Source organism: Sutterella faecalis, assembly GCF_006337085.1.
In the GTDB taxonomy this organism is placed as follows: Bacteria; Pseudomonadota; Gammaproteobacteria; order Burkholderiales; family Burkholderiaceae_F; genus Sutterella; species Sutterella faecalis.
Genome location: NZ_CP040882.1, coordinates 2679819 through 2705625, shown reverse-complemented (window position 1 = coordinate 2705625; position 25807 = coordinate 2679819). Strand labels below are relative to the sequence as shown.

Below are 25807 nucleotides of genomic sequence, written 5' to 3'. Positions count from 1 at the left end.
ATGACCCAGAAAACAATGGTTATCGACCTCGACCGCTGCATCGGATGCTTTGCGTGCGAAGTCGCCTGCAAGCAGGAAAACAACGTGGCCCTCGGCGTGCACTACAACAAGGTGCTCTCGATCGGACCCATGGGAAAGTTCCCCGAGATCAAGCAGTACTTTCTCCCCTCCATCTGCCAGGGCTGCAAGGACGCCCCGTGCGTGAAGGTCTGCCCGACGGGCGCGACCTACAAGACCGAGGACGGCCAGATTCTGGTCGACAAGGAAAAGTGCATCGGCTGCAAGATGTGCATGGCGGCATGCCCCTACGGCGCCCGCTCCTACAACCCGGAAACGAACGTGGTCGAAAAGTGCACGCTCTGCCAGCATCTTCAGGCCGTGGGCGAGCAGCCCGCGTGCGTGAAGGTCTGCTGCGCCAAGGCGCGCTTCTTCGGCGATATCGACGATCCGGAAAGCGATGTATCGAAGGTCATTGCCGCCGCAGGGCCCGAAAACGTGCATTCGATGCCGGATTCGGGGAACCACCCGACCGTGCGCTACATCCTGCACAAGAAGACGGGCGACTGGCAGGCCAACCCGCCGAAGATGCTCTAAGCGGGGATTGCCGGCATGACGAACGCGCTCTCGCTCTTCACGCTCCTCTTCTGCGCCACGTTGGGCGCCGGAGCCGCACTTGCGCTCGCCCTCGGCGAGTGCATGGGAGTGAGAGCGCGCGTCGCGGCGGGGACGGCGCTCGCAGCGCTCTTTCTCTTCCTTCTCGGAAGCTCGGCCGCAGTCTTCTCCTTCGGGCGGCCCGAACTCATCTTCGGCGTTCTGAAGAACACCGGCACCGGACTTTTCCGGGAATTCGCGAGCCTGGGCGCTGCCTTCCTTCTGCTTCTCCTCTACCTCATTATGGCCGGCCGGGGAGCGCTTGAACGGTCGACAAAGTCCGGTGCAGCCCTGGCCGGCATCGCCGGGACGCTCGCCGCCGTCTTTGCCGCGCTCTCCCTCTACATGCCCTGGCGCGCCGGGTGGCACACGCTCGCCATGGGACTTCCGGCTTTTGGATGGAGCTTATCTGCGGGCGCTGCGGTTTTTCTTCTCATCGCCGACCTCGAGGCCCGGCGCGAGGATTTTGAGGAGGAAGGGAAAAACAGGCTCCGCGAGGACGCACTTCGGATGACTGTCCTCACACCGCTTCTTCCTGCATTCGGCCTCCTCATTTTTCTCGCGCGGCTCGGATGGGGCGAAGCGCCCTCCGATGCGCCGACGGCCGGGAGGCTTCTCGCGGGCGATCTCGCGCTTCCCTTCTGGATGGGAGCAGTCCTCTCGGGCATTATTTGCCCCGTCGTCATCACGAGACTTATTCGAGCGAAGGCCGCGAAAAGGATGAGGATGGCAGCGCCTGCGCTCCTTCTCATGATTTTCTCTGCCCTCGGCTCCGCAGCCTTGAGCTGGAGCGTCCTCAAGCTCGGCGTCCCTGAGTGGCGCTTCTTCTGACCATCCCTTTCAACCGACTTCACTTCAAAATGAAAGAGCTTCTTCCCTTCTTCCAGAGCCGCTGCGGCCTCTACGTCTTTCTTTCCCGCGTCTTTGAGACGGAAATCGACGGGACCTTCCTCGAGAAGATCCGCTCGATGGACTTCACGGCCGACTATCCGAGCGAAGCGATGAAGGAAGGCGCCGCAAAGCTCGGCGACTGGCTCAGAAACCCGGGCGGCGATCCGCTCACGGACCTCGCCGTCGACTATGCCCGCGTCTTCATCGGCGCAGGCGTCACGGGCGGAAAAGCCGCCTATCCGTACGAGTCCGTCTATACGAGCCCGCAGGGCCTCGTCATGCAGGAAGCCTGGGAGAAGGTCTGCGCAATCTACCGCCGCCACGGTCTCGCGCGAAAGGAGCACTCCGACATTCACGAAGACCACATCGCGCTCGAACTCGACTTCATGGCGCAGCTCTGCCGCGACGCGATGAAGTTCGCCGCCCGCGGGGATTCGGAAGCCGTGATTGCAAGTCTTGAAGCGCAGGCCTCATTCCTCGAGGACCATCTCCTCAACTGGACGAAGGGCTTCGCCCGCGACGTCGAGCGCTATGCCGAAAAGCCCTTCTACCCGGCCGTCGCTCAGTTCATGCAAGGGTTCCTGATCGTGGACGGAGCGCTTCTGAAGGACCTCCTTCAGGAACTCAAAAACGACGGGATGCCGCAGGCAGAAGCCTGACCGGAAACAAGAAGAAGGACCCCGACATGCCGGCCGAAAGCCAGAAAAAATCTCCCCCGAAATTCGATCGCCGCGGACTCCTCGCAGGGTCCGCAGGTGCGGCCGGCCTTCTTCTCCTCGGCGCCTGGGGAAGCACCGAAGGGGAACCCCATCTCGTTCGTCCGCCCGGATCCGTCCCGGCTGAAAACTTTCTCGCACGGTGCCTCAGATGCGACCGGTGCCGCAGCGTCTGCCACACCAACGTAATCAGTTCGGGAAAGCTTTCCGACGGGATCCTGTCGCTGCGCACGCCCGTCATGGATTTCCGGCTCGGCTTCTGCGACTTCTGCGAGAAATGCGCAGAAGTCTGTCCGACGGGCGCCATTGCCGCGTTCGACCCGGAAACAGCAAAAATCGGACTCGCTGAAGTCACCGACTCCTGCATTGCGCTACGAACCGGCGCCTGCACCAAATGCCATGAAGCCTGTCCCTATGAGGCAATCGACCTCGATCCACGGAACCGCCCGATCGTGAATGCCGAGAAGTGCAACGGCTGCGGCAAATGCGAGCTCATCTGTCCCTCGCACGTCTACCAGTCCTGGCGCGGAGAAGCGGAGCGCGGCATCGTCGTGCGTCCGCTTTCAGAAGCGCCGTCGGCTGCAGAGGGAGGCGCCAAATGAAGATTTCATCCAAAGTTCTCCGCTCCCTCACGGCGATCCTTTTTCTGCTCCTCACTGCCGCCGGGCTTCTCTGGCACACCGGCTGGGGAACACTCTCGAGCTTCGGGTGGAAGGACATTGCGCTCATCTGCCCGCTCGGCGCCATTGAGGTCATGCTTGCCGAGAAGACCTTCATTCCGCAGGCCTTCTTCGGCCTTCTTGCTGTTTTCCTCATCTGCACGATCTTCGGGCGCATCTTCTGCGGCTGGGTGTGTCCCGTGCCGCTCCTGAAGCGTCTTTTCGGGCAGCGCGACGAAGTCCGGATTGATGAGCAGAAGACCCGGGGAAAGCCCGGCGCTCCGCATGAAGAAAAAGCTGAGAAAGCAGCCGCCTTTTCTCCTTCCTCCGCCCGGTCGGCTCCGGCGAACGGCGTCAGGGATGCCGAGCAAAACTGCAGCGCCTGCGCCTCAGCCAGGGAAGCTCACGCCGAAACCGGGAACCCTTCTGCGCCTTCAAGCGCCCGGAATGCCGGTCCTCTTGCCGTTCTCGCGGGAGCGCTCGCATCGTCCGCCCTCTTCGGATTTCCCGTTTTCTGCCTCATCTGCCCGGTAGGCCTCACCTTTGCGCTTCTCATCGCGCTTTGGCGGCTCTTCGAGGTGAATGACCTCTCCTGGTCGATCGCGATTTTTGCGGGCTTTCTTTTCCTTGAAATCTTCGTCCTTCGCCGCTGGTGCGGGAGCTTCTGCCCGCTCGGCGCCCTGATGACGCTCCTCTCGCGCTTCAACCGGACCTTTCGGCCGACCGTGAGCCGGGCCTGCCTGAGGCACTCGAAAGGCCTCAGCTGCCGCGTCTGCGCCACGGCATGCCCCGAGGGGATCCGCCTCACGGGGCCCGATGCGGAGCTCGGGCACGAGCACTGCACGAAATGCCGGCGCTGCGCTGAAAGCTGTCCGGAAGGCGCCATCACCTTTCCTCTGATTCCGGGGAAAGTCGAGCTCTCAGGCGCTCAGAAGCCGAAGTCCCTGCGCCGGACGGGCGCGCCGCTTCCAATTGAAAAGCGCCGCACGACCTTCCTTCCCGCCGTCGGCACCCTGACGCTCTCCGAAATGCGCGAACAAAGCGCCCGCTGCATCGAATGCGGCGCGTGCGTCAGAGCCTGCCCGCAGCACCCCGATATTCCGGCCTGGATGGCGCTCCTTCGCGAAGAGCGCGTGCGCGATGCCGCGCTCATGATGCTCAAAGCCGGGAGGCTCCCGGAAATCTGCGGCCGCGTCTGCCCGTCTGAGCGCCTCTGCGAGTCGGTCTGCCCCGTCGCGGGCGGCGCCGTCCCGATTGCCCCGCTCGAACGCGCCGCGGTTGAGCGCGTTCTCGCGCGCGGCTGGGAGCCGAAGCGCCCGGTGAAAACCTTGAAGCATTCCGTCGCCGTCATCGGCGCCGGCCCCGCCGGTCTGGCGGCAGCCGATATCCTCGCCCAGGCCGGCCTCCGGGTCACTGTCTTTGACCGCGAACCCGCCGCAGGCGGACTTCTCACCTTCGGCATTCCGGCCTTCAAGCTCGAAAAGGAGCTTGTTCTGAGGCGCCGCCGGATGCTCTCAAGAATGGGCGTTGAATTCAGATTCGGGACGAAAGTCGGGAGAGACGTTCCCGCCGCGAAGCTTCTCGAGGACGCCGATGCGCTCTTCATCGCTGCGGGGGCGGAGAAGCCCGCTTCTCCGGGGATCCCCGGCGAAGAGGCAAAGGGAGTGGAGCAGGCGAAAACCTACCTTGCAACTTCGGCGTTCCGGATGCTCCCGGAAGAAATTCAGAAGCATGCAAAAGCGCCCCGCGCTTCAGCGGAAGTACGCGGCAAACGCGTCGTCGTCATCGGAAGCGGCGACACTGCCATGGACTGCCTGCGGGCCGCAATCCGAGAGGGTGCCGCCGATGCGCTAGCGATCGCGAGGAAGCACGAAACTCAAATTCGCGCGATACCGTCTGAGGTCCTCGCCGCCCGAAAGGAAGGCGCGCGCTTTCTCTTTGAATCCATCCCGCAGCGCATCTGCACGGATGACTCGGGATCGGTCAAAGCGCTTGAAATTCGTCATGTCCCTTCGGGCGAAATCCGGAGGATCCCTGCGGATCTGATCCTTCTTGCCTGCGGCTTCCGCACGGAACCGCACGCGTGGATGGAGGCGCTCGGCGTCCGCTTCACGGATAAGGGCTCTATTGAAGCAAAGAACACCCGCACGAACGTCCCCGGCATCTATGCCGGAGGCGACGCTGTCCGGGGCGCGGCGCTCGCGGCGGAAGCCGTTGCGGACGGCCGGGACGCTGCAAAAGCGATTCTTTCGGACCTTGGCCTCAGTGAGGAACCTCATCATGAACGATGACGCGAAGCCGCTTCTTGCGGCAAGGCGGTGCCTTCGCACCCGCCACATCTCATCGACCTGCACGGCCTGCGTCGACATGTGCCCAGAAGAGGCGCTCGTCGTCAAAGAGAGACGCCTCCTCTTCGCCGCATCTAAGTGCACCGGATGCGGCGCCTGCACGAGCGTCTGCCCGGAAGACGCCCTGATTGCGCCCGCCTTTACGAGCGAAGCATTGGAAAATGCCGTCCGCCGGGAGGCGCCTCAGGGCAGCATCCTCTTTGCTGCACCCCATGCCGGGGCGGCGGGGAGGAAAATCCTCCTTCCTTCGCTCCTTCATCTCTCACTGGACTGGCTTCTTCTGGCCATTGCCCTGGGCGCGAAGGAAATCAGGCTTCTTTATGCGCAGGGGAGCGTCGACGAAGAAAATCTTTCCGTCATCACGAGCCGAATCGGAATCGTGAGAAAAATCTGCGACGAGCTGCATCTCCCCGTTGAGCTCGAAGCCGTTCGAGGGGCCCCGAAAGTCGACGCCGGCCGGCGCCGCTTCTTCTCGAAGCTTAGCGCGGCGCTTGAGCCTCAAGACACATCTTCTCCTCAGACTCAGGAGATGCGAAGCCGCATTGCCAAGACGCTTCTCGAAGAAGCCTTCGTACGGATCCCGGAAGGCCGCTTGAGACTCATCCATGCGCTCAAACGCCTCCTCGAAAAATCAGGGAAACCCGACAGTCGGGAAGCCGCGAAGCTCTTTTCGGCACCCCGCATCGATGCCGCGAAATGCTCGGGCTGCGCGCTCTGCCCGGCCGTCTGTCCGACGGGAGCGCTTCAATCGCAGGGAGAAGGCGGAACGCTCAGGCTTCTTCTCAACGCTGGCGCCTGCACGGGCTGCCGGCTCTGCGCCGACATCTGCTTCATGAACGCCGTTACCGCTTCACGAAGAAGCGTCGCTCGAAGAAGTCTTATCGACGCCAGCGAAAACGCTTTTCTCCCGAAAGAACGACGCCCGGGCGTTCGACACCTGGGAAGACAAGCTCGCAGGCATGATCAACGCGCCGGTCTATCGGACATGAGTGCGCTTCAGACGAGGCCTGCCGCCCGCGCCTCGGCGAAGCGCCTGTAGGCGTCGCGAAGCCACGTGAAGTTGTCCACCGTGCGCTTCTGCATGTCTTCTCGGGCCGTCGCCGTCATCCAGAGGACAAAGTTCCTCAGCTTTGCGTTCTTGAGCTCCTCTTCCCGCCGGTCGACAAGACACATGTAGCGCGGCGCCCGGGTCCAGCCTTCGAGAAGCGGAACCACCCGGCCATCGCGGATTTCATCCTCGACGTGCAAAAGCGCAAGATCCACCGTAATGCCGTGGTGCTCGAGAAGAAGGCGCTTCAGAGTGAGCTGGTCGTGCGTGACGAAGGTTCTTCGCCAGACGAGGGATTCAGAGGCTTTGCCGCAGAAAAGCTCCCCGGTGACGGTTTCGTCGTTGTAGGCCTTGAGAAGGAGACCCTCGTGCTTCGCGAGGTCTGAAGGCTTCTCCGGGATCCCGGCTCGCCGGAGGTACTCGGGCGTTGCGAGCGGCACCGTCGTGGAATTGTTGTAGTTGCGGATGATGAGGCCCGTCGGATCCGCGGGTCTGCGGTTGAGAACAGCAACGTCGACGTCGCCCCGGCGCACCTCATCGGGCCCGGTTTCCGGCACAACCGCAAAGGCAACTCCCGGGAAAAGGCCGCTGTAGCGAAAGAGCTGCTCGGAAAAGTATTCCTGCGCGAGCTCAATCGGCGCCGCGAAGCGGATGATCTGTTCGCCGGCCGCCTCTTTCTTCGGCTCTAGAATTTCCTGAAAGCCCGCAACAAGGGGCTCGATCGCTGCGCGTAGCTTCTCTGCCTCCGCCGTTGGCTGAATCGGGCGGCGGGTCTTGTCGAAAAGAGACTTTCCCAGTTCCTTCTCCAGGCCCGCAATCAGCCGCGAGGCCTTCGGCAGATCAATGTCCGCCAGCACCGCAGCTTCAGAAATGCTGCGCGTGCGGCAGGCTGCAACGAAAACCTGCCAGGCGAGAAGATTCTGAAGGCATTTCATGAGCGGGACGGGAAAGGCAGAGGAACGGGAAGCGCATTAGACGCTTTCAAGAATTCTACCGTTTCCCGGCTTTTTCACCGCTCATCAGCCGACCAACACGCGTTTCCCTTCAAACGCGAACCCGAAGACCCGGATTTGGGAAGCCTCAATGCCGCGGCCGATGAGCTCCTCGCGATAGCGCTTCTGCTCGTGCGCTTCCCTTACCGCATCCTCGAGCGTCCCGGATGTTCCTGGGCGCTTTGCCTTGAATTCAAGGATGAAGGCCAGGTCCTTCGATTTGTCGAGCGGTTCGAGCATCACGTCGCACCGTCCGAGCCCGCTCTCCCGGTTGCTCGTCACGACATAGCGGCGCCGGAGCGAAACGAGAAGCCCGAGAACGAATCCGTGGTAAAACCGTTCCGGTTCCGAACCCGAGGCGTCAAAGAAGCTGAAGACCGAACAGGTGAGCTGGTTGAGGAAAAAGTTCATGTTCTCTACGTCGCCGGTGAGGAGTGCTTCGATGAAGTCCGGATAGTTCGATTCCTGGGCGCTCGAGAACCACCGTCCGATGAGCGCGTCGAAGGTTTTAAGCACCTCCAGGTTGGTGAGTGCGAGCTCGTAATGGTCGTCGTCCGCCTGACGCACGACTTTGAGATAGCCGCTTGCGAGAAGCAGGGACCACAAAGCCGCCGGACTCGTCTCAATGTCCTGGAAGACTATCTCCTCACAGAGCGAAACCGTTACGGATCCGCCGTTCAAGAGGCTCTCAAAGGCCTGCTTGACGTCCGAATTGCCGGTTTGCACAAGGCGGCCCGCGAGCTCATTGCTGCTCGTATTGGCCCAATACGGAGCCAGACGCTTTTTCTTCAGGTAATTAGTGACCGACCACGGGTTGTAGATGCCCTTGACGGAACCGAAAGCAAACCCGTCATACCAGGTCTTCACGTCGTCCAGATCGTTGAGACCGTATTCCTTCATTGCTTCCGCAACCTCGGCCTCCGTGAAGCCGAATGCCGTCTGGTATTCATCCGACAGCACCGTAATGACATCCGGATTATTGAGGTCTGAGAAAATGGACTCCTTGCTTACCCGGGTAATGCCCGTCAGAAGCGCACGCTCCAGGCTGGGATTGTCCTTGAAGGAAAGGTTCATGAAGGCGCGGATAAACTGCGCCAGTTGATCCCAATAGCCGTTAAGCCATGCCTCCTGCATCGGCGTGTCGTATTCATCGAGCAGAATAATGGGCTTCGCGCCGTAAACCCGATGAAGTGCAGTCGAGAGGAACCGAAGGCTGTATTTAATTAAAAGAACCTCAGATCTTCACACTATGAAGAATTCTTAAAAATCAACAAATTGAAATTTCGTGCAAGCCTCAGATGAGTTTCCCTCATTTCTGGGGCTTTTTTCATGTCCGAAATCCGGCCTGGGACTGCTTTTTGACCTTGAAAATTAATCCGAGAACATTGATTTCTATAGTGATTAGAACTATAATATATGATATTATCAATGATATTTCCATGGCCGTTCCAGAGCACATCCGCAAGGTTCCGAGACCGCGCAATACCGTTGTCATCGACAGCGGCAGCAATGGCGCCAAGCGCTATGCGGTTCACAGTCGTCGGGCTTCCATATGCAAGCCCGGCTGCAACCCGCGCCCGGTGAACGGGCCGGTCATTGGGCACATCATTGACGGCAAGTTTGTGCCTCGCCAGTCCGCAGCGAGTCTTGCAGAAGACGGTCCCGACTATCTCTCTTACGGGGCCGCAGCACTGCTTCACGACGAACTTCGAGGGCTCGACGATGAGCTCTTCAAGGTCTACGACGTCAAGGACGCCTGCATGATTCTTGCGCTCGCCTTGCTCCGCATTGAGCACAAGGGCATCAAGATCTCCCGCTGCCGTCAGCATTACGAAAAGTCCTTCATCTCGGTTTTCTACCCCGGACTGCCTCTCTCTGAGAACACCATCAGCAAGTTCCTGAACCTGCTCGGCCAGGACGCCGGCAAGATGAATGCCTTCATCACCGCACGGCTCGCCGCCGTCTGCAGGGATCACCACATCATCATTGATGGAACGCTCAAGCAGAACACAAGCATCGTCAATGATTTGTCTGCCTTCTCAAGAAAGGCTCGCGTCAAGGGCTGCAAAGAGATTTCCGTCCTCTACGCCTATGACCTTGAAGCACAGGAACCCTTGTGCGCACAGGTCTATCCGGGCAATATGATCGACGCCCGCGCCTACAGCTCATTCGTTTCGGAAAACAAAATCGAACGAGGCGTCCTGATCACGGACAAGGGATTCCCTCCCAAGGCAATTGAAGGCCTGCTCCGAAAGCATGAAGGGCTTCATTTCCTCACGCCGCTGAAGCGCTCGGACAAGAAGATTGCAGAGAACGCCATGCTCGATTTCGAGGATTGTCTGCGCGGCATTGATAAGCGCATCCGCTGCAAAAAGGTAAAGATGGGAAACGGGCGCTTCCTCTACTCCTTCAGGGATTCGTGGAAGGCTCAGGCGGAAGACAACTCCTTCATGGACCGCCAGCGCAGGAGCGATTCATACGACAAGAAGAACTACGATGAGCATTGCGGCTCGTATGGAACAATCGTCTTTGAGTCGGATCTCGACATGACGTGCGCTGAGGTCTACGCATGCTACGAACAGCGCTGGCAGCTTGAGATGTTCTTCGATGTTTACAAGAACAGCCTTGATTTCGGCGTAACCCGGGTCCAGTCCGACTACTCCGTCCGCGGATCCGAATTCGTAGACCTCATTGCCTCCATCCTGACATCCCGCATTGTGAAGCGCATGTCGAAGGCAGGAGTACTCGACAATGCAACATTCGGGGATGTCATGGACTCGCTCAGAACGTGCTGGCGCAATCGCAAGGCGCCGCGGGAGAGCCTGCCGCAGGTTGATGACGAATACTGGAATCGTCTGCTGAAGTGCGATGGAGAGCTGCTGGCGGCTTTGGAGCTCGCCTTGCCCGGCAAAGACAAAGCGCCGGATCCGAAAAAACGCGGCCGGCCGCGCAAAAAACCGGAACAGACGGAGGCACAGGAAGTAAACCCCCAGCCGAAGCGCAAGCCGGGGCGCCCCAGAGTTCGGCCGATCATCTATGGGCCTCCTCGCCCAAGAGGTCGCCCTCGAAAGGAACGCTCTTCCGGCTCACTATAGTGGGAAGAATTGAGGTTCTTTTATTTAATGAGCGCAGGATTTGAAGAGAGTCCGAATGCCGCAAAGTATGCGCGCTCCTCGTCATCAAGCTCCGGAGCCGTAGTCAGAAAGGGAAATTTTCCAAAAAGTTCCCTAAGCGCCAGCACGATCAGATCGCGCGCTTCCTCAAAGGTAGGCGCCTTGACGCCGGAAAAAGAGAGACGGATGACCGGAATCTTTCCGGCGACTCTGCGCATCTTCTCGCTCGACCAGACCTCAATATCCCCGAAAAGCGCTTCCTGATTGCTTTCTGCTACCGTGAAGAAGCGCTCCACCGTATCGATCATGAGCGATTTGCCGAAACGGCGCGGACGCGTGAGCACGGTTACGAGCGCAGCTTTCTCCCACCATTCGCGGATGAAGGCCGTCTTGTCGATATAAAAATAGTTCGACGCGCGCATCCGGCCAAAATCCTCAATGCCCAGGGATACCGTTTTCATCTTGTCTCCTTAGGGAGGCAGTCTAACAAAGGTTCCATAGGCCGCCGCCGCTCTGAGGCGCAGGAGTGCATCCTTCCGGCCGGATACCAACACAGCAGCATCGGCACCTGCCGCACTGCGAATGCCTTAGACTTGAAAATCGTCCCGTAACCTCATGGTTTTACGGGAATCACGAATGGATTCTGCCCTTAACAAAGATGTCTCCAGAGGCTCAAATGAATGCTCTATCGGCAAAAGCACTCCCTCTCGGGACATCAGATTTCGTTGCGCTGAGAAACTCCAACGAGATCTACGTCGATAAGACCGCTCTAATCTTCGAGCTCGCCTCCGTCCGCAGCAAGATTCTCATCGTCCGCCCGCGGCGCTTCGGGAAGTCCCTTCTCGTTTCAACCTTCGAATCGCTTTTCAAAAACGGCCTTCGCGATTTTTCGGGCCTCAAGATTGAAAAGCTCTGGAAGGACAAAACTTATCCGGTCGTCAGACTGGACTTCTCCGACCTGAAGGATCTCCCATCCGCGGAAGAGTTCCAAAAGTCACTTCGCAGCATGATTGCGACCGCCTTTGCGGCTATCGGCTTCCGGTACGACCCGGCAAACACCGTGAGCCTCTTTCTCGACCAGTTCAAGCTCTGGCTCTCCACTCTGGGAACCAACAGCTTTGTTCTCCTGATCGACGAATACGATGCGCCGCTCACCGCGCATCTCGATAATTCCAGCCTTTTTAATGAGATCAGAACGGCTCTGAGCCGGTTTTACGCCGTCATCAAACGATATGAAGGCTGCCTCCGGTTTTTCTTCATGACGGGCATCACGAAGTACAGTCAAACCAGCATCTTCTCCGAACTCAACAACTTCGACGACATTACTTTAAATCCGGCCTACGCAACGCTTCTCGGCTATACCGAAGAGGAAATCAAATCGGGATTTGCTGCGTACCTTCGGAATGCCGCGGAAAAGCTCGGCACCACTGAAAAACACGTGCTTCAAAACCTTCGGGACAACTACGACGGCTTCTCGTTTGAGCCTTCCGCTCAATCCCATGTGTTCTGCCCGTGGTCGGTCCTTAACTTCTTCAAGTATCCGCAGCAGGGCTTTAAGAACTACTGGTACGAAAGCGGCGGGCAGCCCTCGCTCCTTCTCAAATACCTCGAAAAGCATCACCTGGTGCGGCCGGAGTCCTTCGACGTTCCCGTCGCCATGACACTCGACGAACTGGGCGCCGTCCGACAGTACGACAAGCTTTCGGTCGAGGCGCTTCTGTTTCAGGCGGGCTACCTCACGATCAGGGAGCAGCTCAACGTCGCGGAAGTCGAAGTGGGCTACCCCAATAAGGAAGTCGAACTATCCATGGCGCGGCTTTACGCGGACGAAATGCTCCGCGACATCAACCGGCTCGATGCAGGCATCTCCCGGCTCGCGAAGATGCTCGACCGGGAATGCCCGGAAACGGTCATTGCGTACTTCAATCAGGTCTTCAACGCCATTGACTACTCGCGCTATCCGGTCGTCAATGAAGCCTCCTGCAGGAGTCACCTCCAGGTGCTCCTGATGGGCGGCGCCATGGTGCCTGACGTCGAAAAGCATTCCGCACTCGGAAGAAGCGACCTTGAGGTGGAAACGCCTCATCGCCGCTGGGTGTTCGAACTCAAATTCAGCGCTGACGGCGCCAATGCCGAAAAGCTCCTCCGGAGCGCCGTCATGCAGATCCAGGACCGCCGGTACGGCGAAGCGCCTCACGGCAGAGAGCTCATTGCCGTCGCCATGGTCTTCAACGGCAGAGAAAGGCGGTTTGCCCGCTGGGAGGTCGTGCCTGGAGCCGCGGCATAGCCCGTCCCCGGCGGCGCAAAAAAAAGGACGGATCACGGGGGATTTCCCGGGCCATCCGTCCTTTCTCTCATTTGAATGAGATTAGATCCCCGCGATCACTTCGGATTGCGGTTCATGAGGCCTTCCTGAACCATAGCGGGGTTCGGGCGAGCGGCGGCAATCATGCGGAGCGTGTTTTTGTCCGTGTGATGGAATTCCTTTTCGACGCCCGGAATCACGAGCACCGTATCTTCCTCGTAGGAGATGGAGCCGTCCTCATTGAAGGTGAACGTGATGTCCCAGGATTCGGTGCGGAAGTTCTTCTCAAGGAACGGATTCGAAGCAATGCCGTTCATGGTCGAGCCGCGTTCTGCGCGCAGATGGATCTGCTTGTCGCCGGGCTTTGCTTTGCCCACCGCCATCGCGACCTGAGCGCGCGGAATGGCGAGCGTCATGAAAACGGTTTCGGTCTCGGGTTCCCAGAGGAGGTAGCCCACCTGGTCGTGGAAAGCGTTGAGTTCGCCGGGCTTCGTGATCGCCACGTGGTAGCGAAGGCCGTAAAGAAGCTGAGGGCCGCTGTTCTGGGGGTCGAGCAGCTCATAGGTCTGCGTTTCAACGAAGGGTTCGGATTCCGTGCCTTCGGCAACCGGATGCGTATCGACGCCTTCAGCACCGTACCAGGTGCCGGCGAGCGGCGCGAGGGGCCCGAGGTTGGCAAGCGTATCCGGACTCGCAGGAGTCTCGGTATAGATATCTTCGTGATGCATGGTCTTATCCTGAAAATGTATTGCGGCAGCTTCGTTCTCAGTACTTGAGCTGGAATCGATGCTGCAGCTCTCTTGCATTATGAGCTCCGAGCTTGCGCATTGCATTGGCGCGGAAGAATTCAATTGTGCGCTTTGAGACGCCGAGGCGTTCGGCAATCTGCCTGTTGGTGAGGCCTTCGCAGACAAGCCGGGCCACCTGCTCCTCCCGGTCGCTTAAAGGATCTGTTGCAATTTTTGCTTCTGCGTGCGAAGCGCCGAAGACCGGCGCGTCCTTCAAGGCATGCTCGATCGTCGCGAGAAGCTTCTCAGATCCCACGGGCTTCGGAATGAAGCTCACCGCGCCCTTCTGCATCAGGTCGACGGCGAGATCGATCGAACCGTGCGCGGAAAGAAAGATGATTGGAATCTTCTGACCTGCGCGGATGAGCGCTTCCTGAAGTTCCGGACCGCTCATGCCGCCCATTTTGACGTCAAGAAGGAGCACGCCGAAGCGCGACGGATCATCCTTTTCGAGATAGCTTTCCGCGCTCTGATATACGGCGGTTTCGTAGCCTTCGCCTTCGAGCACGAAGGAAATCGCCTCGCAGAGCGCTTCATCGTCGTCGACGATGCGGATGAGCGGTTCTTCAGACTTCGTCATGCGCGGATCTCCTTTTCCTTCTCTTCTTTCGTTGCTTCCTTCTCATTCCCGGCATCCGGGGAGGCCGTCGGCAGGATGATATCCGCAGCAAGCCCCTCCCCTGCGGCTCCCCCGCCGGAGCGGAAGACGAGCTCTCCCTGATGGCGTTCCACGAGGTGCTTCACGATTGAGAGACCGAGCCCGAGGCCTTCAGGCTTCTCGCTTGAAATGGGAGACGCAAGCGCACGGATTTTCTCTTCGGAAAGCTTAGGGCCGTTGTCGGAAACCTCAAAGCGCACTTTATTCCCGACAGAGCTCACTTCGAGGACGACCCGGGGGCTCCCGACGCCTCGAACAGCTTCCACGGCATTTCGGATGAGATTCACGACGGCAAGCTCGAGCTCCAGGATGCTGCCGCGCACTTCAGCTTGCCTCGCCTCCGGGGATATGATCACTTCGGTTTTTGCCTCGAGCTTCGGATACGTCTCACGAATGTGCTGAACGAGATCCGCTACCCGGATCCTCTGAAAAACGGGCTCGCGCTGGTGCGCATAGTCCCGCACGCGGTCGACAATCGCCCCCGCGCGTTCGGCCTGACCGGCAATCCTACCGGCGATTTTGAGAACGCTCTCGTTCGTGGCGCTTCCGGCCTTAGCCCTCCGCTCGAGCCCTTCGGCAAAGAGGCGGATGGCAGAGAGCGGCTGGTGCACCTCGTGCGCGATGAGGCTTGAGAGCTGCCCCACGGCGCCCGCACGCTGGAGCATCGCAATCCTCTGACTCTGCTCGACTTCGCGGACGTGCACTTCCTCGAGCTCGCGCTCTCTTCTTGCCACGAGGACCTTGAGGCGCCAGCCGTGATAGGCAAGCCCCGCAACCGCGAGAAGGAAAATCAGCAGATAAGGCCAGAAGGCCGCCACGAAGCGGCTCATCGTCCAGTCCCTGAGATACGCATAGGGACCGATCCTCAAGTCCTCGAGGAGCTTGTCGACCGCATGGAAGTCCGTCGCGACCGACCATTCGCGGCCGCTCTCCGTCGCGGGCATGGTGAGAAGAGCAACGAGGAGCTTCCTCGAAAGCTCGGGCGTCACGGTAGGCATGACGGAAAGGCTGTGCGCCGGATAGAGCCTTGTGCTCACGACGCAGGCGACCGCATTCGTGTCGACGCCCTTCGGGGGCGCGAGGACGCGAAGCTTTCCCGTCACCTCCGGATGCTTGCGGCTCAGCTCCTCAAAGGCGCAGAGCCTCAGAAACCCCACGTCCGTCGTTCCGGAGGCAACGGACCGGGCTACCGACTCCATCGAGTCGCTGCGATTGAAGAACTGGGTGCGGCCGAAGAATTTGTCCGGATTCTTCCCGAGCGCCGCGACTTCACCCATGGCGATCTGATAGCCCGAAAAGCCCCAGGCCATGTTGGCCGAAAGCCTTGCACCCTCGAGTTCGGCGAGCGTTCTTGCATCTTCCTTGCGGAGAATGATCGCCGTTCCTTCATTGTGGTTGGGGTCCCTCAGGCCCGGCGCCACGCTGGTCGCAAGCGGCCTCGCGCCGAAAGGCGCAAAGCGCCTCGCCGCCCCGGAGCTGCTCACGAAGACGTCGACTTCGCCCGCCTTCACGGCCTTCTCGAGATCAGCAACCGTGTAGTCCGTCACCGTCACGTTCTCAATTCCGAAGGTATCAAAGAGCGTCGTGAGGGTTGCCGCATCAAATTCATCCCGCTGCTCGGGCAATGCAAAGGCGCCGACACCCACGCGGATCTGCTTTTGCGCCGAAGCCTGACGGCCGGTGCCTTCCTCAGCCTGGGCAAGCCCGGGGAGAGACGCAAGGAGAAAGCCTGCGAAAAAGAAAGAAAGAATGGCCTTATGCATGAGAAAAATGCCGAAGGATCAATGTAATGGAGTCTACCGAACGTCTTTCGAGAGATCCTGCAGAAACTTTAAGCTTCACTTCAGAAAAATCCTTTTTCTTGTTCTGAAGCAACCATACTTATCGGTGGGACGCACCTACACTTCCGGCTGACTCCAAAAGGACTAACAGAAGTCCTTTCAGCATTCATATACAACAAAAAAACAGGAGAAGCATGATGTCGAGCACGGATATGACCCGCCGCGGCCTCTTGAAGACTTCCATTTTCGGCGCAGCCGCCGCCGGTGCCGCCGGCATTGCCGGCGCTGCCGAAGCCAAGACCGCAGGCCAGGCGAAGGCCCCGGTCTATGATGCCATCATTGTGGGCGCAGGCCCTGCGGGCCTGATCGCCGCCATTACGGCGCACGATCTCGGCGCCAAGGTAGTGCTTTTTGAAAAGCGCGACCGTCCGGACGGCAACGCCATCTTCGCCCTCGGCTCCATCTGCGGCTGGGGCACGCGGCACCAGAAGGAACAGGGCATCGAGGATACGGCCGACGCCTTCTACGCCATGATGATGGACATCTCCAAGCAGATGGGCGACAAGTCGCTGAACCGCACCTATACGGACAACATTTCCGAAGGCATCGACTGGCTGGAAAAGGATATCGGCGTCAAGTTCGGCAAGATCCGTCCGATGCCCTATCCGCGTCTCGGCCGCACCTGCCGCGTCCTGGGCGACGGCATCACGGGCGGCGCCCGCCTCGTGCAGGACCTCCTCGCTGCCGCGAAGAAGCGCGGCATCGAAATCCGCTACGAGCACAAGGTGATCGAGCTCCTTCACGACGACCACTTCCGCGTGACGGGCGTGAAGACCCTCTCCGACGAAGGTCAGAAGGAATGGCTCGCGAAGGGCGGCGTCTGCCTCACGACGGGCGGCTTCTCCGCCAACCCTGAAATGGTCGACCGCTACATCGGCGGCTGGGCCACCCGCATGGTGCTGCGCGGCTCGAAGTCGACCACCGGCGAAAACGTTTCCCTCACGCTTCCTCTCTATGCGAAATTCGTGAACATGGACCAGTTCCACTGCGGCCCGATCATCGGCGTCACGCACGTGAACCCCGCCGACGTGCTCAATTCCGGCTACGGCGTTCAGGTTAACACCTCCGGCAAGCGCTTCATGGACGAGAACAACACCTATGTGGTGAAGGCCCGCACGACGGCGCTCCAGACGCTCGACAACCAGGCCTGGGTGATCGTCGACAGCGACTGCCCCGTGCTCGAGAAGGTGATCGCCAAGTTCGACCGCCTCAACAGCCCCTACGGCAAGGCCGATACGCTCGAAGCCCTCTGCAAGCAGGTGAACCTCCCCGAGAAGAACGTTCTCAAGGAAGTGAAGGCCTACAACGACGCGCTCGCCGCCGGGAAGCTCGAGGAAATGACGCCTCCCTGCACTTATAAGAAGCCCCATCCCGTTCAGAAGGCTCCCTTCTACGCCGTCCCCTTCCAGGGCGGCATGACGGCCACCTTCGGCGGCCCGCTCATCAACACCAAGGCTGAGATTCAGAGCCTTGACGGCGGCAGCATCCCCGGCCTCTACGCCGCGGGCAATGCCGCGGGCGGCATCTTCTACTTCAACTATGCGGGCGGCGCGCAGCTGGGCGCCGCTACGGTCTTCGGCCGCATTGCAGCCCGCGAAATGGCTGCCCGCGCCAAGAAGGCGAAGATCTGAATCACGGGGAGAAATTCAAAATGACCAAGAATACCTTTATCGCTCTTGCCGCCGCGCTTTGCTTCGGCACCGCTTTTTCCTCGTCGGCGCTCGCTTCCGACTACACGGCTGACTTCCATCTTGCCCACGGCCAGAAGTGCGAGACCTGCCACAAGACCGCACCGACCGAAGGCGCGAAGGTGAAGAAGGACGTCTGCAAGCAGTGCCACAGCTATGAGGCGCTCGCCAAGCAGACCGCCCAGGACGAACCCAATCCGCACTACTCGCACTTAGGCGACGTCAACTGCACGGACTGCCACAAGGGCCACCAGAAGTCCGAACTCATGTGCAACCAGTGCCATCAGTTCTCGCTTCAGGTTCCGCACAGCAAGTAATCGCGGAACGCTTCTTCAGGTTCCCGGGGAAACCCCCGGAGCCTGAAGACGGAAAAGCCCTCGAAAAAGACCTCAGATTCCGCTTCGATGCGGTCTGAGATCTTTTTTTGATTGAGAATCATTCTCAATTTCTTGAGATGGCTCAAGCATACTTATCGGCGCTTTTCTCCTAAAATTTCCCTGTGATTTCAAGGATCTTTTAAAGATCCAACACCACACGCCACCACCAAAAGGAGAAAACATGCCAGATTTCAATCGCCGCTCCGCCATCCGCACCGGCATCTTCGGCGCTGTTGCCGCCACCGCCGCGGGTTCGCTCTCCGCCAAGGAAGCCGCTCCCGAATCGAGCGAATACAAGAAGCTCAAGTTTGATCTCGTCGTCATCGGCGCCGGGTGCGCGGGCATGACCGCAGCGCTCGAGGCCGCCGACCTCGGCGCCAAAGTGGCGCTCCTTGAAAAGATGAACATGCCCTTCGGCAATACGATCTACGCGGGCGGCCACTTCAACGCGACGAACACCTTCGTTCAGAAGGAAAACGGCCTCACCGACACGATCGACGAGTTCTACAAGGACATGATGACGGTCTCCCTGGGCCGCGGCGACCCGGCGCTCACGCGCATCTACTGCGAAAAGAGCGCCGACTGCATCGAATGGCTCTCGAAGCGCTGCGGCATCAAGTGGAAGAAGATGGTGAAGGAAGTGTGGCCCGCCACCGTCCGCGGCCACGTCGTCGACGGTCCGCAGAAGCCGGGCGGCGCGCAGCTCACTTCGCAGATGCTCGCCGAAGTGAAGAAGCACCCGAACATCACCTTCATGACGAATACGAAGGTAGTCGAGCTCAAGAAGTCTGCGACGCTCCGCTGCACGGGCGCCATTGCCGTTTCAAAGACTGAAGGCGCGCTCGACATCGATTCGAAGTGCGGCGTCGTGGTTGCAACCGGGGGCTTCCATGCCAATAAGGAAATGATCTGCAAGTACATGGGCGGCGGCGTTGCCTGGATGCCGCTTCGCGGATCGGCCTTCATGATGGGCGAAAACATCACGCTCACAAAGCCCTTCTTCCCGAATCTCGTCAACATGGACCAGTTCCACGGCGGCCCGATCGGCGTCAATCAGGCCAATCCCTCCACGATGGTGAACTACGGCATCATCGTCAACAAGAGCGCCCAGCGCATCATTGACGAAGAGAAGACCTACGTCGCCGTCGCGAAGGAGCTCCCGCTCCTCACGAAGGACAACTGGGCCTTCATCATCATCGACAGTCAGGTGAAGGACATCGACACGGTCGCGACCCGCATCACCCGCTATGAAAAAGCGAAGGCCCCGATTGCCAGGGGGAATACCATCGCCGAACTTGCGCGCTCGATGGGCGTCAATGAAAAGACGCTTGAGAAGACGATTGCCGACTACAACGCTACCGTGAAGGCCGGCAAAGCCGATCAGCTCACGCCTCCCAACACGCTAGAGAAGCCCCGCCTCATTGAAAAGGGCCCCTTCATGGCCTTTGCCTTCCAGGGCGGCATGACGGCCACCTTCGGCGGCCCGAAGATCGGCAAGAACGGCGAGGTTCTGAACGGCGAAAACCAGCCGGTTCCGGGGCTCTTCGCCTGCGGCAATGCGATCGGCGGTCTCTTCTATTACGACTACATCGTGGGCTCTCAGCTAACGGCGGCCGTGATCTGGGGTCGCCTCTCTGCGAAGGAAGCCGTCAAGGCCCTCAAAGCCTGATTTTCCCATAACCCGTTTGCCCGGAGGCGCTCAAAACGAACGCCTCCATTTCTCTCCTTCAAAAGGCGCAGAAGCTCGAGGCTTCCGCGCCTTCTTTTTGCCTGTGCTCCCGGGAGCACCTGAAGCGAAGCGCCTCGCTCCACTGAAAGTCTTCCCGCGAACATGGGATAGCCCGAATACTCGCGATAGAATCCCTACCTTCCTGAATAGCGGGGCTTGAAGCCCGCGACCTCTTTGCCTTCCATCCCATGTCCGTACCTTTCCGCACGCTTCCGCTCGTACTCGCAGTCAGCGCACTTCTGAGTGCCGGCACTGCGGCGGCGGACGACTCCCTTACCTTCGAAGCCGCCCGCGCACGCTTTCACGAACGCGCCGACATCTTCCGCGCAGACACTGCTGAAGTGAATCGCGCGCGTCATGCTTCGGAGAGCGCCAAATCGCTCTCGGGTCCCAAGGTGGACATTACGGCGATGCAGATTGAAGGGCGGAAGGACCTTGACCTCAATCTCGACATTCCGGCTAGCGTGCAGCAGCTCGGGAGCGCCCTCTCGCAAGGAGCAATTCGAATTCCAAGCACAATGCGCTTTTCGGACGAGCTCGACCTCTCGGGCCCGCGCGCGATGATCTCGGCCACGTGGCCCCTCTATACGGGGGGCGCCATCACGGCGCAGCAGAACCTTCTCGAGCACAAGGTCCGGGAGGCTTCGGCCGCGCAGAGCGCCCGGCTTGAAGAAAAGGATGCCGACCTCGCGATGCGCTACTGGGGCGTGCAGCTCGCGCGCTCGGTGGAGGAACTCCGCCGCGAGCGCCTTAAGGACGAGGAAGAGCAGGTTCACCGCGCCATGCGCTTTGAAAAGAAGGGCCTTATTTCCCGGATCGAGCGCATGTCGGTCGAGGTGTCGCGCGATGCGGCCCGGCGCGAGCTCGTGTCTGCGGGAACGAGCGCCCGCGTGGCGGAAGCCGAGCTCATGAGCGCGCTTCGCGAAAAGGAATTGCCGACGCTTGCAACGCCGCTCTTCATTCTCACGGGCGACCTTGGAACGCTTTCTGAATGGCAGTCGCGCGCAAGGATCAATTCTCCCGTGCTCGCGAGAATCGACGCGCAGGTGAGTCAGGCCGGAGAAGGCGTCAGGGCCGCTGAAAGCGCCTTTCATCCGCAGGTCTTCGCCTTCGGCATGAAGAACCTCGTGAAGCACTACCTCACGCCGGTCGAACCCGACTGGATGGTGGGGCTCGGCATCAAATTCACGCTCTGGGACAACCGCGACCGCTTCTCGTCGCTTGCCGCCTCGCACGCGCAGGAAGATAAGGCGAGAGCCGCGAAGGCGGAAGCCGACAATGCGCTCGCAAGCGCCGTTGAAACCGCGTTCCTGCGCACCACGCAGGCGCGCGAGGAATATCTCCTCACGGCTTCGACCGTAGCGCTCGCGAAAGAAAACCTGCGGCTCAGGGAAGCGAGCTTTGCCGAAGGGCTATCGACCGCGCTCGACGTTCGCGAAGCCCGCACGCAGATGACGGGCGCGCAGATTGCCGAACGCGCCGCCGCCTATAAATTCGTCGTCTCCTGGGCCATGCTCCACGGCGCCGCGGGCGTCATGCCGGACTTTGTCGCAACGCTCTCCCGGCCGGATCTGAAGCGCGTGGAATAACGCATCTTCCGGCTTCAGAAAACCTCCCTCCTTTTTCTCTATTTCTTTTTTTCTACCCTACCCGTCATGCAGAGCGCAGCTTCGGGCCGTCAGGCTCAGAAACCCTCCATTCTTCCCGCAGTCTTCGGCGCCCTGGTTCTTCTCGGCGCCGCCGCCTTCATCGGCTGGGGCATCTGGCAGGCGATGACGCCTGTACCCGTGCCGCTTCAGGGCATGATGGACGCGACCACCGTCTCCGTTTCCGCGAAGGTTCCCGGACGCATTGCCGCGATCAGCGTCCGCGAGGGCGATCGGGTGCAGGCAGGCGACGCGGTGGCGCGTCTCGCGCTCCCCGAAATCAATGCGAAGGTCGCTCAGGCGAAGGCCCTTCAGGCGGCGGCCGATGCAAAGGCGTCGCTTGCCGATGAGGGTCCCCGGACGCAGGAGCTCGATGCGGCCAGAGCCGACCTCGCCCGCGCCCGTGCCGGATTGGCGCTCGCCCAGAGTTCCTGGAAGCGCGTTGATGCGCTTCAGAAGGAAGGCCTCATCAGCGCGCAGCGCCGCGACGAAGTGCTCGCCCAAAGAGAAAGCGCTGAAAAACTCGTCGCTGCGGCCGAAGCCAAGGTGTCTGCACTTGAGGACGGAGCCCGCAGGCAGGAAAAAACGGCTGCCGAAGCGCTCGCCCGTCAGGCGGCTGGCGGCGTTGAGGAAGCCTCGTCCCTCGCGAGCGAAGCCGACATCCGGTCTCCGGCTTCGGGCGAAGTCACGCGCGTCGTGCTCCACGAAGGCGAAATTGCGCCGGCCGGATTCCCGGTCGTTCTCGTTACGAACCTCGAGGACAGCTGGGCAACCTTCAACGTGCGCGAGGACGAGCTCCCCGGGATGGAGGTCGGCAAGGAATTTGCGGCCAGAGTTCCTGCTCTCGGCAAAAACGTTTCCTTCCGCGTCTACTGGATCAACCCGCGGGGCGACTACGCCGTCTGGCGCGCGACGCGCCAGTCTTCGGGCTACGACATCCGCACGTTTGAAGTGCGCGCAAGACCCGTTGAAAAAACGGAGGGACTGCGCCCGGGCATGACGGTCATCATCGACCGCGCCCGTCGCTAACGCGTCGGCAGAAGGCGGAACCCATCCATGCGGGTCTGGTGTCAGCGCGCGCTGCGCATTTCGCTCCTTGAGGTAAGGCAGGTTCTTTCGCATCCGGTCGAATGGATTGCGGGCCTTGCCGTGCCCCTTTTCTGGGCGCTTCTCATGTCGATTGCCTTCGGAACGGGCATTATGACGAAGCTCCCCGTAGGGTTGGTCGACATGGACCGGTCCGCGCTCTCGCGCGAGACCATTCAGGCGCTCGACGCCATTCCCTCCATCCGGCTCGAGCGCAGGGACTCCTCCCTCACGGCCGACGAGGACCTGAGATCGCGCCGCACGTACGGCACGATCACAATCCCCAAAGGGTTCGAGGAAGAGAACCGCCGGGGTCTCGGCGCTCCGGTCGTGCTCGAACTCAATAAAACCTACTACGCGATCGGCACGATTCTCGAGGTCGACATCAAGACGGCGCTCTCAACGCTCCAGATGACGAAGCTTGCCGTGAAGCGGACCGCGGCTGCGGGGGGCACCTTCACGGAGAACAGCGGCCATTTGCGCGCCACGCTCCCCGACGTCTGGTTCCTCGGGAACCCGAGCTTCAATTTCGTCGCCTACCTGCTTCCGACCTTCGTTCCCGGCCTCATGGCGCTCGGCGCGCTTCTCGCCTTCGTTTCGATGCTCGCGCGCGAATGGCGCGAAGGGGGCTTGAGAACGTTCCTCAAGGAATCCGGGGGCTCCGCCACGGCGCTTGTTGTCGGGAAGCTCGCCCCCTGGCTTCTTTTCTGGCTCCTCGCCATTTCCGTCTGGACGGCGGGCTTTGCCGGCTGGGCGGGCTGGGGTGCGGCGGGGCCGCTCTTTCTCTGGTTCACGGCCGGGTGGCTTTTGATCCTCGCGATGGCGGGGCTTGCGCTCCTTGTGGTCGCCATTTCGCCCACCTGGGTGATTGCGCTTTCGGCTTCCATCTGCCTCGTTGCCCCGACCTTTCCCTTTACGGGCTTTTCCTTCCCGCTCGACGCGATGACGCCGGGCGCACGCGCTTTCGGCGAGCTCCTGCCGCTCACCCACTACCTCGAGGCGCAGAGCCAGATCTGGGTGATGAATGCGCCGCTTGACGCCATTGCCCGCACTCAGATGACGCTCGCGCTCTTTCCCATCATCTGCTTTACCGCTGCGCTCCTCATTCTCCCCTTCCGCATCCGTCGATGGAAGAAAGCGGAAGCGCTTGCCGCAGGATTAAGGGTTGCGGAAGCTCAGGTTCCGCAGGAAGAGAATTCGTCCGCCATGGGCTTCTGGAAAACCTTTGCTCTGACCCTCAGGGCGAGCTTTCTCTCACGCGACACCATCGCGATTTTCGGCGTGGCCGCGGCCTTTTACCTCGTTTTCTACGGCTGGCCCTACGGCACGCAGCAGATCGAGAACATTCCGACCGGCATCCTCGACCTCGACCGGTCGGGCGCCTCGCGGCGCCTCGTCAATGCGCTCGACGCCTCTCCCACGACGAGGCTCACTTTTGTCCTTCATTCAGAGAGCGAAGCGCTCGACCTCTTCCGCCGTCAGAAAACGGACGTGCTCGTTACGATTCCTGAGGACTATTCGGAGTCGCTCGCGCGAGGCGAAAACACGACAATTCACATCCTCGGAAGCGGCGCCTATCCGGTGAAGGCGCGCGCCGTTCAGTCGGCCGCTGCCGGCATCATTTCGGACAAAAAGGCGCTCCTTGACAACGCCTCCCTCATGACGCCGGGGACGCCCGTCGCCTCGCTCGAGGGTGCGGCCATTGCGGCTCCGGGTCTTCTCGTCACCTACCGCTTCAACGAAATCTCGGGCTACGGCAACTACACCGTGCCGATGGTGGGGCCCGTCATTCTCCAGGCCGTCATCCTCATGGGCATCGGCATGGCGATGGGCGGGTGGCTCGCGGGCCGTCCGCGCCTTCCCTTCATGCAGGACGTCATGCGGCGCCCCTGGTGCGAGGGGCTCGGGATCTTCCTCGCCTTCTGGTCGATTGCCTTCGGCTGGATGCTCTACATCGAAGGCTTCGGCTTCCGGTTCGGCGACTACGGCGCCTTCGGGAACCCGGAGGCCGTGATTCTCGTGAGCGCGCTTTTTTCGGCTGCAGTGACTGCATTCGGGCTTGCGGTCGTGACGCTCCTCGGCTCCAACGCCTGGGCCGCGCCCGTGACGGTGATTATTTCCGCACCTGCGCTCTTTATTTCGGGCGCCGTCTGGCCGCTCGAGAACCTCCATTGGGCGGCCATTGCCGTCTCTCAGCTGATTCCGACAACGCCCGGGATCTTCGCTTCGGCCGCTGCCGCTCAGGACGGCGCGGAACTCCAGGACATTCTCCCGGCGCTTCTGCACCTTCTCCTCCTCACGGGCTTCTACGGCCTCTGCTATGTGCTGCGGATCGCCTCGATGAAGCGCCCTGAAGCGCTTCAGGGCGCGGCTGAGGATGTGGTCTAAGGAATACCAAATGCTCACTCCCTACATTGACTCTCACTGCCACCTGACGGACAAGGCCTTTGACGAAGACCGCGAGGCCGCGATTCAGCGAATGAAGGATGCCGGCATGGTTGCGGGCATCACGATCGGCTGCGAAGACGGCGACATCAAGCCGCTCCGCGCGATTCTCGACGCGCACCCCGGGTTTCTCTTCGGCGCCTGGGCCGTCCATCCGGAATACCCGGAACTGAGAGAGGCCGACGTCGATGAAATCGCTGAGCGCGCGAACGAACCCGGCATGGTGGCGGTCGGCGAAACGGGACTTGACTTCTACTGGTGCAAGGAGCCCCTTGACTGGCAGCGGGACCGCTTCAGACGCCATATTGCCGCGGCGAGAAAGGCAGGGAAGCCCCTCATCATTCACGCGCGGGACGCCGAAAGCGCGGCTCTTGAGATCCTCAGGGAAGAAAAAGCGGGCGACCTCGGGTTCGTGATGCACTGCTTCTGCGGGTCGCTCGAGACTGCTGAGGGCGTCGTCAATGCCGGCGGGCACGTGAGCTTCACGGGGAATCTCACCTTCAAAAAGAATGAGGCGCTCCGCGAGATCGCGGGGAAAATTCCGCTCGAGCGCCTTCTCATCGAAACGGACTCGCCCTACATGGCGCCCGTTCCCTTCCGGGGAAAACGCTGCGAACCCGTCTATTCGCGGGAAGTGGCGAGGGCGATTGCCGCGGCGAAGGGGCTCGAGTTCGATGAAGTGCTCCTTGCCACCGCGCAAAACACCGTGAGGCTCTTCAGACTGCCGATTGCCGTCTGATTCCGGAGCGTCCGAAAGCGCCGCCACGGCGTCGAGAAAAGGCCGTTAAGCCTTCTTGCACTCTTTTGAGAGATCACCCGACGGGAC

Annotated in this window: 21 protein-coding genes; 15 read left to right on the top strand and 6 right to left on the bottom strand. The window is 60.5% G+C overall.

What is annotated here, in order from left to right:
- Genes FG381_RS11325 through FG381_RS11300 form a run of 6 tightly spaced genes read left to right on the top strand, consistent with a single transcriptional unit; the run spans position 1 to position 6304 of the window.
- Positions 1-594, top strand: coding sequence for a 4Fe-4S dicluster domain-containing protein (locus tag FG381_RS11325; protein ID WP_139688890.1), 594 nt, complete (start codon positions 1-3; stop codon positions 592-594).
- A 15-nt stretch (positions 595-609) separates the two neighbouring features.
- Positions 610-1482, top strand: coding sequence for a hypothetical protein (locus FG381_RS11320; protein ID WP_139688889.1), 873 nt, complete (start codon positions 610-612; stop codon positions 1480-1482).
- Between the two features lie 29 nt (positions 1483-1511).
- Complete coding sequence (locus FG381_RS11315) at positions 1512-2201, top strand: TorD/DmsD family molecular chaperone (protein WP_139688888.1); 690 nt, start codon at positions 1512-1514, stop codon at positions 2199-2201.
- Between the two features lie 26 nt (positions 2202-2227).
- Positions 2228-2860, top strand: a complete 633-nt coding sequence (locus tag FG381_RS11310) for a 4Fe-4S dicluster domain-containing protein (RefSeq protein ID WP_139688887.1) — start codon at positions 2228-2230, stop codon at positions 2858-2860.
- Positions 2857-5208, top strand: coding sequence for an FAD-dependent oxidoreductase (locus tag FG381_RS11305; protein WP_139688886.1), 2352 nt, complete (start codon positions 2857-2859; stop codon positions 5206-5208). Before FG381_RS11310 ends, FG381_RS11305 begins: the two co-directional genes overlap by 4 nt.
- A complete protein-coding gene (locus tag FG381_RS11300) occupies positions 5198-6304 on the top strand; it encodes a 4Fe-4S binding protein (protein WP_165697871.1) in 1107 nt (368 codons plus the stop codon). Before FG381_RS11305 ends, FG381_RS11300 begins: the two co-directional genes overlap by 11 nt.
- Here the strand turns inward: FG381_RS11300 and FG381_RS11295 are convergent.
- Positions 6262-7248 carry a LysR family transcriptional regulator gene (locus FG381_RS11295; RefSeq protein WP_139688884.1) on the bottom strand — a complete coding sequence of 329 codons (987 nt, stop codon included), beginning with the start codon at positions 7246-7248 and terminating at the stop codon, positions 6262-6264. The genes FG381_RS11300 and FG381_RS11295 overlap by 43 nt on opposite strands.
- Before the next feature lie 84 nt (positions 7249-7332).
- Positions 7333-8529 (bottom strand): PD-(D/E)XK nuclease domain-containing protein, encoded by a 1197-nt coding sequence (locus tag FG381_RS11290; RefSeq protein WP_228025721.1) that lies wholly within the window; start codon positions 8527-8529, stop codon positions 7333-7335.
- 215 nt (positions 8530-8744) lie between these two features.
- Here FG381_RS11290 and FG381_RS11285 point away from each other — a divergent pair, with 215 nt between their 5' ends.
- The gene (locus FG381_RS11285; protein ID WP_165697844.1) at positions 8745-10400 is read left to right on the top strand and encodes a transposase; all 1656 of its coding nucleotides are present in this window, start codon (positions 8745-8747) and stop codon (positions 10398-10400) included.
- A gap of 20 nt (positions 10401-10420) precedes the next feature.
- On the opposite strand, the gene FG381_RS11280 is transcribed toward FG381_RS11285, so the two are convergent.
- A complete protein-coding gene (locus FG381_RS11280; RefSeq protein WP_139688882.1) occupies positions 10421-10879 on the bottom strand; it encodes an AAA family ATPase in 459 nt (152 codons plus the stop codon).
- Positions 10880-11094: 215 nt separating this feature from the next.
- Between FG381_RS11280 and FG381_RS11275 the strand changes: the two genes are divergently transcribed.
- On the top strand, positions 11095-12705 hold the full coding sequence (locus FG381_RS11275) for an AAA family ATPase (protein ID WP_165697870.1): 1611 nt from the start codon (positions 11095-11097) through the stop codon (positions 12703-12705).
- Positions 12706-12800: 95 nt separating this feature from the next.
- On the opposite strand, the gene FG381_RS11270 is transcribed toward FG381_RS11275, so the two are convergent.
- The 3 genes from FG381_RS11270 to FG381_RS11260 are packed head-to-tail and all read right to left on the bottom strand — an operon-like array spanning position 12801 to position 15932.
- Complete coding sequence (locus FG381_RS11270) at positions 12801-13451, bottom strand: heme-binding beta-barrel domain-containing protein (RefSeq protein WP_139688880.1); 651 nt, start codon at positions 13449-13451, stop codon at positions 12801-12803.
- A 37-nt stretch (positions 13452-13488) separates the two neighbouring features.
- Positions 13489-14091: a response regulator transcription factor gene (locus FG381_RS11265; protein WP_139688879.1), complete on the bottom strand. Its 603-nt coding sequence runs from the start codon at positions 14089-14091 to the stop codon at positions 13489-13491.
- Positions 14088-15932 carry a sensor histidine kinase gene (locus tag FG381_RS11260; protein WP_139688878.1) on the bottom strand — a complete coding sequence of 615 codons (1845 nt, stop codon included), beginning with the start codon at positions 15930-15932 and terminating at the stop codon, positions 14088-14090. The genes FG381_RS11265 and FG381_RS11260 overlap by 4 nt, the downstream gene beginning before the upstream one ends.
- Positions 15933-16144: 212 nt before the next feature.
- On the opposite strand from FG381_RS11260, the gene FG381_RS11255 reads away from it, so the two are divergent.
- From FG381_RS11255 to FG381_RS11225, 7 genes are all read left to right on the top strand, one after another.
- Entirely contained in the window at positions 16145-17641 is a 1497-nt protein-coding gene (locus FG381_RS11255) for an FAD-dependent oxidoreductase (RefSeq protein WP_226960361.1), read from the top strand.
- 20 nt (positions 17642-17661) lie between these two features.
- A complete protein-coding gene (locus FG381_RS11250) occupies positions 17662-18015 on the top strand; it encodes a cytochrome c3 family protein (protein WP_139688877.1) in 354 nt (117 codons plus the stop codon).
- Between the two features lie 241 nt (positions 18016-18256).
- Entirely contained in the window at positions 18257-19744 is a 1488-nt protein-coding gene (locus tag FG381_RS11245) for an FAD-dependent oxidoreductase (RefSeq protein WP_139688876.1), read from the top strand.
- Between the two features lie 248 nt (positions 19745-19992).
- Complete coding sequence (locus FG381_RS11240; RefSeq protein ID WP_139688875.1) at positions 19993-21393, top strand: TolC family protein; 1401 nt, start codon at positions 19993-19995, stop codon at positions 21391-21393.
- Between the two features lie 66 nt (positions 21394-21459).
- Positions 21460-22479: an HlyD family secretion protein gene (locus FG381_RS11235; protein ID WP_139688874.1), complete on the top strand. Its 1020-nt coding sequence runs from the start codon at positions 21460-21462 to the stop codon at positions 22477-22479.
- A 27-nt stretch (positions 22480-22506) separates the two neighbouring features.
- Positions 22507-24924: an ABC transporter permease gene (locus FG381_RS11230; protein ID WP_139688873.1), complete on the top strand. Its 2418-nt coding sequence runs from the start codon at positions 22507-22509 to the stop codon at positions 24922-24924.
- 10 nt (positions 24925-24934) lie between these two features.
- The gene (locus FG381_RS11225) at positions 24935-25720 is read left to right on the top strand and encodes a TatD family hydrolase (RefSeq protein WP_226960358.1); all 786 of its coding nucleotides are present in this window, start codon (positions 24935-24937) and stop codon (positions 25718-25720) included.
- Positions 25721-25807: the final 87 nt, after the last annotated feature.

What these genes read in the sequence shown, in the direction of transcription:
- FG381_RS11235 (WP_139688874.1), top strand. Translation starts at nt 21,460, where the DNA reads ATGCAGAGCGCAGCTTCGGGCCGTCAGGCTCAGAAACCCTCCATTCTT.
- FG381_RS11240 (WP_139688875.1), top strand. Translation starts at nt 19,993, where the DNA reads ATGTCCGTACCTTTCCGCACGCTTCCGCTCGTACTCGCAGTCAGCGCA.
- FG381_RS11280 (WP_139688882.1), bottom strand. Translation starts at nt 10,879, where the DNA reads ATGAAAACGGTATCCCTGGGCATTGAGGATTTTGGCCGGATGCGCGCG.
- FG381_RS11245 (WP_139688876.1), top strand. Translation starts at nt 18,257, where the DNA reads ATGCCAGATTTCAATCGCCGCTCCGCCATCCGCACCGGCATCTTCGGC.
- FG381_RS11305 (WP_139688886.1), top strand. Translation starts at nt 2,857, where the DNA reads ATGAAGATTTCATCCAAAGTTCTCCGCTCCCTCACGGCGATCCTTTTT.
- FG381_RS11255 (WP_226960361.1), top strand. Translation starts at nt 16,145, where the DNA reads ATGATGTCGAGCACGGATATGACCCGCCGCGGCCTCTTGAAGACTTCC.
- FG381_RS11270 (WP_139688880.1), bottom strand. Translation starts at nt 13,451, where the DNA reads ATGCATCACGAAGATATCTATACCGAGACTCCTGCGAGTCCGGATACG.
- FG381_RS11295 (WP_139688884.1), bottom strand. Translation starts at nt 7,248, where the DNA reads ATGAAATGCCTTCAGAATCTTCTCGCCTGGCAGGTTTTCGTTGCAGCC.
- FG381_RS11230 (WP_139688873.1), top strand. Translation starts at nt 22,507, where the DNA reads ATGCGGGTCTGGTGTCAGCGCGCGCTGCGCATTTCGCTCCTTGAGGTA.
- FG381_RS11285 (WP_165697844.1), top strand. Translation starts at nt 8,745, where the DNA reads ATGGCCGTTCCAGAGCACATCCGCAAGGTTCCGAGACCGCGCAATACC.
- FG381_RS11325 (WP_139688890.1), top strand. Translation starts at nt 1, where the DNA reads ATGACCCAGAAAACAATGGTTATCGACCTCGACCGCTGCATCGGATGC.
- FG381_RS11275 (WP_165697870.1), top strand. Translation starts at nt 11,095, where the DNA reads ATGAATGCTCTATCGGCAAAAGCACTCCCTCTCGGGACATCAGATTTC.
- FG381_RS11260 (WP_139688878.1), bottom strand. Translation starts at nt 15,932, where the DNA reads ATGCATAAGGCCATTCTTTCTTTCTTTTTCGCAGGCTTTCTCCTTGCG.
- FG381_RS11300 (WP_165697871.1), top strand. Translation starts at nt 5,198, where the DNA reads ATGAACGATGACGCGAAGCCGCTTCTTGCGGCAAGGCGGTGCCTTCGC.
- FG381_RS11315 (WP_139688888.1), top strand. Translation starts at nt 1,512, where the DNA reads ATGAAAGAGCTTCTTCCCTTCTTCCAGAGCCGCTGCGGCCTCTACGTC.
- FG381_RS11310 (WP_139688887.1), top strand. Translation starts at nt 2,228, where the DNA reads ATGCCGGCCGAAAGCCAGAAAAAATCTCCCCCGAAATTCGATCGCCGC.
- FG381_RS11320 (WP_139688889.1), top strand. Translation starts at nt 610, where the DNA reads ATGACGAACGCGCTCTCGCTCTTCACGCTCCTCTTCTGCGCCACGTTG.
- FG381_RS11225 (WP_226960358.1), top strand. Translation starts at nt 24,935, where the DNA reads ATGCTCACTCCCTACATTGACTCTCACTGCCACCTGACGGACAAGGCC.
- FG381_RS11250 (WP_139688877.1), top strand. Translation starts at nt 17,662, where the DNA reads ATGACCAAGAATACCTTTATCGCTCTTGCCGCCGCGCTTTGCTTCGGC.
- FG381_RS11265 (WP_139688879.1), bottom strand. Translation starts at nt 14,091, where the DNA reads ATGACGAAGTCTGAAGAACCGCTCATCCGCATCGTCGACGACGATGAA.